This window comes from Halorubrum sp. SP3, assembly GCF_005435195.1.
GTDB classification, from domain to species: domain Archaea; phylum Halobacteriota; class Halobacteria; order Halobacteriales; family Haloferacaceae; genus Halorubrum; species Halorubrum sodomense.
Genome location: NZ_SGTU01000412.1, coordinates 1 through 425 on the forward strand (window position 1 = coordinate 1; position 425 = coordinate 425).

The following is a 425-nucleotide window of genomic DNA, read 5'->3' on the forward strand; positions in this document are numbered from 1 at the left end:
GGCCTGCTGCTGTACACGTCGTCGCTGTAACGCCGGTGCGGCCGGTTCCGACGGCGTGACCGATCCGGCGGACGGGGCCGCGAGCGCAATCCTCTTTTAGTCGTTCGTTGTCGGGAGCGGTATGGCACGCGACAGCGACGCACACGACGGCGAGGAGACGGATCGCCGGCTCGTCGGCGGCTGGGAGGGGCGCTACTACGAGGACTTCGCGGTGGGTGACGTGTACAAACACCCCTACGGGCGGACGGTGACCGAGACCGACAACGTCTGGTTCACCAACCTCTCGATGAACCTCAACCCGATGCACTTCAACGAGGCGTACGCCGCCGAGACGGAGTTCGGCGAGCGCCTCGTCGACGGCACCTTCGTCATCGCGCTGGCGGTCGGGATGAGCGTCATCGACGTGTCGGCGAACGCGACCGCGA

At 66.8% G+C, this 425-nt stretch carries 1 protein-coding gene; it reads left to right on the forward strand.

All coding sequences use genetic code 11. The annotated features are described in order from the left end of the window. Positions 1 to 121 precede the first annotated feature (121 nt). A partial coding sequence (locus EXE42_RS17040) for a MaoC family dehydratase (RefSeq protein WP_137707068.1) occupies positions 122 to 425 on the forward strand: 304 nt, incomplete at its 3' end.